At 46.9% G+C, this 5,087-nt stretch carries 6 protein-coding genes; 1 reads left to right on the plus strand and 5 read right to left on the minus strand.

Annotated features, from left to right (window positions below; all coding sequences use genetic code 11):
• The first annotated feature begins 115 nt into the window (after positions 1-115).
• Positions 116-481: a transposase family protein gene (locus FH603_RS29405; protein ID WP_425326527.1), complete on the plus strand. Its 366-nt coding sequence runs from the start codon at positions 116-118 to the stop codon at positions 479-481.
• A gap of 517 nt (positions 482-998) precedes the next feature.
• On the opposite strand, the gene FH603_RS27585 is transcribed toward FH603_RS29405, so the two are convergent.
• The 5 genes from FH603_RS27585 to FH603_RS27605 form a co-directional block, all read right to left on the minus strand.
• Entirely contained in the window at positions 999-1,301 is a 303-nt protein-coding gene (locus tag FH603_RS27585; RefSeq protein ID WP_186742477.1) for a hypothetical protein, read from the minus strand.
• A gap of 42 nt (positions 1,302-1,343) precedes the next feature.
• Entirely contained in the window at positions 1,344-2,630 is a 1,287-nt protein-coding gene (locus tag FH603_RS27590; protein WP_186742479.1) for a GAF domain-containing sensor histidine kinase, read from the minus strand.
• Between the two features lie 467 nt (positions 2,631-3,097).
• Positions 3,098-3,433, minus strand: a complete 336-nt coding sequence (locus FH603_RS27595; protein ID WP_186742481.1) for a hypothetical protein — start codon at positions 3,431-3,433, stop codon at positions 3,098-3,100.
• A 129-nt stretch (positions 3,434-3,562) separates the two neighbouring features.
• Positions 3,563-3,865 (minus strand): HU family DNA-binding protein, encoded by a 303-nt coding sequence (locus FH603_RS27600; RefSeq protein ID WP_186742483.1) that lies wholly within the window; start codon positions 3,863-3,865, stop codon positions 3,563-3,565.
• Between the two features lie 69 nt (positions 3,866-3,934).
• A complete protein-coding gene (locus FH603_RS27605) occupies positions 3,935-4,468 on the minus strand; it encodes an RNA polymerase sigma factor (RefSeq protein ID WP_186742485.1) in 534 nt (177 codons plus the stop codon).
• Positions 4,469-5,087: the final 619 nt, after the last annotated feature.

A 5,087-nucleotide genomic window follows, 5' to 3' on the forward strand; every position in this document is an offset into this window, starting at 1 on the left:
GCGTCGCACCATCTGTTTTTCCAAGTCGGTTTTAATGCACGACACGGTGATTGGGTTGCTGATTAACCATCTCTTTTTCAAGCTTAATATCCACTTTTAAGGCACGACCCATTTTTTGAGTAAATGTTGGGTAGGTAAGTCGCATGATTACACCCAATTGAAGGTCGAATTTCCAGCTGACCAGGGCTGGTTCACAGGCCGTGAAATAGGGGTTGATTTAGGCTATCAGGGTATAGTCAAAGACTATGATTGTGAGCAAGTTAGTATTCCCAAAAAGAAACCTAAAGGTGGTAAATTAAGCGATGAACAACGGGCGGAGAATCGAACTAAATCCTCGGAGCGCATTTACGTTGAACATGCAATTGGGGGCATGAAACGATTTCGTTATTTGAGTGATCGTTTACGAACCCACAAGGTCACATTGTACGAATCAGCGATAGGAATCTGCGCGGGTTTATGGAACTTCTATTTAGTTAACTAGCTCATAGTCACCATCACAACAAGTCTATTGAAATTCAAACTATTAACACTATCTGATGAAACATTTTCCCGGAATGTTGGCAGGTACCCTATATAATTAAAAAGTTAAAAATTTGTATTATAAAGTTGGTTAACAGCATAAATAATTGTCTTATGAGTGGCAATATGTTAATCAAAACAAGATTAGGGCCTCTAAACTTGATTCACGATCAGAGTTTTCCATAACTGTTGTGGCTGTTGCAAAAGTCGGTACGGTTATGAATTAGCTCACTGAACCAGCAAATTTTAGCTCTTCAACCAGCTATAATCAGCGCATAACTAAAGCGTATTCTACGCCTTCTAGACTTTTGCAACAGCCACTGTTATTATAGATCTTACCTTTTTAAAATAACAGGCTCATTTTCCCTCTCGGTGACTTGCTCTCACTTATCCAGATCAAGGATCGTCCTGACCTCGTCGAACCTTACTGGTAGTAATCAGATGGAAGTTAGTAACGGTTATACACGGACGGTATTCCATTAGTGCAGGCGTATGGCTTCTTCGAGCTCGGTATCCTCCTGGTCTTGATGAAGCTGAAGGGTGGTCTGGTTGGTCTGGTTGAGCAGCTCATAGGATACGATCTCCATTGTCTGCCGCTTGATAACCACGGCCCAGGCATGCTGCCCTTCCTTGAATAGCCGCAGATTGGTAATTTCCAGCGCATGCTGCCGACTGAGCCCATCCCGAATCGCCAATTGAGCCGTGTAGAAAGCTACCCACTCATCACAGTGCGTCTGCCGAAGGGACACCCGTTGCCGGGCTGGTGTACGAATGAACGTCATACAAGATAGAATTGATTTAGGTAAATAACCAGGATCTCCGGGTTAATCAGCCTGCGCGGGTACCGTCGGCAAAACGATACGAAACGTGGAGCCTTGGTTGTGCTGGCTAGTCACGTCGATATGCCCGCCATGCAATTCCACAAACTGACGGGCAATGAACAGGCCCAGGCCAGTTCCCGCAATAGTCAGGGCGTTGGTAGCCCGGAAAAATGACGTGAACAGATGGGGTATATCGGCCGCTGGAATACCAATGCCGGTGTCGGTAACGGCAAACGTAATGCCATCTGGTTCGTAGGATAGGTGCACCACCGGATCGCCCGCTGAATACTTCAATGCATTGGATACCAAGTTAATCAGCGCATAGCTGAGCAGTTTCTTGTCTAATGGCACCAGTTGGATCATTCCCTCGACCGAAGTGAGAATGGTTCGCCCCCCTAACTGAGCCGCCGTAAACGTGCCGATAAGTTCCTCAACAAACACCCCGGCATCGCACGGCAACGGATTGAACAATAGCTTTCCGGCGTCGATCTGACCAAGAATCAGTACGTCGGATAGCAGATCAGTGAATTTGCCAACCTGCTCTTCAATGACCGCTAAGTGCTTGGTGATCGGTTGGGGGGGATCGGTCAGGTGGAGTCTGACCAGATCGACGCTGAGCTGAATAGAAGTCAACGGCGTGCGAAACTCATGGGAAACCATGGCCACGAATCGTGTTTTCTGTTCACTCAACTCTTTTTCCTGCACCAGCCTGTGCTGTAGGCGCTGTTCGAACTGGCCGCGTACCTGAAGTTCCTGGTTGAGCATCAACAACTGCTCGTTGGCACCCTGGAGTAAGGCTTGGCTCCGGTGAAGCTCAAGCTGGACCACTACCTGCCGCCCCAGTGCCTTCAGGAGCTGTTTTTGTTGAGCGGTGAGTTGACTGGGCTTGTGATCAATTACGCATAAGGTACCCAATGCGTAGCCATTGGCATCGACCAAAGGCGTACCGGCGTAAAAAACCACGTTCGGGTCACCGGTGATGAGCGGGTTGCCAATAAAGCGTTCATCGGTACGGGCATCATGCACCTCCATAATCTCGTCGGGGGTCTGAATGGCATGCGCACAGAGGGCATACTCACGGGGTGTCTGCCGAACGGTGAGGCCATGGGCCGATTTAAACCACTGCCGGTGCTCGTCTATCAGCGAAATCAGTGAGATGGGCATCTGGCAAATCAGCGCCGCCAGTTGCGTAATAGCATCGTATTCTTCTTCGGGCAGGGTGTCCAGAATGTTGTAGCTGGCCAGTGCCCTGATCCGGTCAACTTCACCGATTTGAGCAGAATAGGGCATGAAGTATACCGATAAATGACGGACAAATGGAACCTACTTTGTCGCGAGATCAACAATCGCACTGAAGGTAACCATTTGTAGTTTACGATACACCAAAAATAGCAACTAACGCCTCGTATCTGCCTACACATCCGATTTGTAACGTCACGAATGACGCCTATTCTGCTAGTTTCAACGGGTGTGCACAACGGCTTTCTATTTGACTAGCTACCGCTGTTAATCAGCTACGGCGCTTATCAAGGTAAGGACTGTTTTCTCTCGGGCAGACCTGTCTTGATATGTAATTGACTGACAATTATTAAAGTCGATCTACAGATAATCGATTAACATAATAATGGCTTTTTCTCTTCCCTTTCCAACGTACAATCCGGCCCTTGTGTAGGGCTCCTAGTGGGGGTTGAATCTTGGAATAATCGATTAACATAACAATGCTTATACAACACTCCTTAAAATAGTACAAAAAATCGCTAGGGCAAAAAATGGGTTGACAAGGCTCGTTTTGCCTCGTCCAAATTCAGTGTTTCCCCCGCTTGATGAGCCCGAAGCGTCTGCCGATAGCTGTCTATCATTTTGTGCCAATCCTGTATATCCTGTATCTGTTGTTTAATCAGCTGAACCCGCTTGAGCACATCAAGCGAATGGGCCTCCAATTCGCTACACTGTCGATAATGCCTGCGCTGTAGGCTATGCCAGCTTTCGTCTTCCAAGTCGAAGCAGAACTGCCACTCCGCGTGATGCTGTCGCATCAAGGCGAGTTTCTGCTCTGTCCACTCCGGATTTGAACTAAGTTTATCAAACAGCATGACACAGTCAGTTGGTTGGCTACTAAACTGGCGTCACTTACGAGGGTTGGTAATCTGGCATGGTATTTAGGGAAAGGGTCGTAATTATCCCAATGACGGCTCTTTCTACTTTATTGGCTGAAATGGGTACTAGTCGTTGGTTTCAGCGTCCACTTTCAGCCGGCGAACCTGGTTAATGAATTCAAGGCTGGGTTTGAAGTAGGGAATGGTATGTGCCTCAATTTGCATAGCCGTGTTCTGAGTAATGTTACGCGCCACCTTAGCCGCTCGGTGTTTCGGCCCGAAACTCCCAAACGTACGAACATAAACGGTTTGGCCTTGCTCAACCGCTGATTTTGTAACCTCAAAAAAAGCGTCTATAACCGACCGGTTAATATCGGGATCTATGCCGGTCCGTTGACTGATCCGGCGAATGATATCTTGTTTTGTCATAGTTTATAGAAAAGCGTACGGAAAAGATTGGTTTGGTGTGCTGAAAGAAAACAGAGCACCGTTGAGTTTTCAACTGAAAAAAGGTCGTAAGCGAATTAAAGACAAACGAACATGGGTCTTAACCGTACCCAGCGGTAGGCCTAACTCATCGGCTATCTCTTGTTGGGTCCGGCCTTTCCAGTACACTAACTGAACGACCTGCCATTGGTGCGTACGCAATACCCTTCTCGCTACCTGTTCAACGCCGATACAGTCAGTACGTAGCCAGTCGTGTTTGTCAACCAGTACTCCCTCCGGGTCACCATCAGAAATAGCGATCACTGGAGGAGTACGGCGACGTAAAGAATCGATGGCCGTGTGACGAGCAACGGTTGACATCCAGTTATAAAGCCCGCCTTTTTGGGAGTCATAATGGTGAATGTATTGCCAGACTTTGACAAACGTGTCTTGTAAGACATCTTCGGCTTGGCATGAATCCTTAACAATCAAAACGATCACCCGCAATAAGGGTTTAGCGTAACGAGTATGAAGCTCTCGAAAAGCGCGTGGATCACCCTGTTTTAGCAGAACAAGTAGCATTTCAAGCTCGTTTGAGGCAATCATGGGTAGAAAAAGTGTAGTTTACCGGTCGTCTGTACCCGGGGAAGTGGTCGTCTTAACGAAGCGCTCACACTCGTTGACTGGACAACCAGATGAGCGCCAGTCCAGGTAGGAGCAATAACCATACCGGCGGCGACTAAGATGATGTCTTTAAGGCCTTCTTCTTCCAACGGGGCAGATTTACACGCTAAGCAACGAGATTTATAGTTCATATTAACTGATTATTGATAATCAGCACCTTATTAAAAAGGGTGTCTGGAATTTAGCCTCAAAAAGGCCCAATCTATTCAATTAAAGGGGGTAATGTGACTTATCAAAAAGGATTTCCTAACTGATAACTCTTACCTAAACTCCTGATAAACAGGGGTCAACTAATACATTAGTTCACTAACGTGTAAATCTGCCCCGTTGGAAGAAGAAGGCCTTTAATAGGATGTTCCCACCCCTTTTTGGTGGTTAGCTTGCCGGTCTGATTGGTTGTAAACCTTCCCGCACCTTGGGGTTTTACCAGTATAGACTTTATTGCAACGTATTAGAAACGGGCATAGGACTATAGCCAGAAAACTCCTCCCCATATTGCTCCCACCAGCTTTTGATAAACGACAGTTTATCCTTGAATTGA

Origin of the sequence: Spirosoma utsteinense (genome assembly GCF_014282275.1) — a bacterium.
Lineage (GTDB): Bacteria > Bacteroidota > Bacteroidia > Cytophagales > Spirosomataceae > Spirosoma > Spirosoma utsteinense.

Bases quoted from the DNA above. Each gene is read 5' to 3' on its own strand.
- FH603_RS27595 (WP_186742481.1), bottom strand. From the start codon at position 3,433: ATGCTGTTTGATAAACTTAGTTCAAATCCGGAGTGGACAGAGCAGAAA.
- FH603_RS27590 (WP_186742479.1), bottom strand. From the start codon at position 2,630: ATGCCCTATTCTGCTCAAATCGGTGAAGTTGACCGGATCAGGGCACTG.
- FH603_RS27605 (WP_186742485.1), bottom strand. From the start codon at position 4,468: ATGATTGCCTCAAACGAGCTTGAAATGCTACTTGTTCTGCTAAAACAG.
- FH603_RS27600 (WP_186742483.1), bottom strand. From the start codon at position 3,865: ATGACAAAACAAGATATCATTCGCCGGATCAGTCAACGGACCGGCATA.
- FH603_RS27585 (WP_186742477.1), bottom strand. From the start codon at position 1,301: ATGACGTTCATTCGTACACCAGCCCGGCAACGGGTGTCCCTTCGGCAG.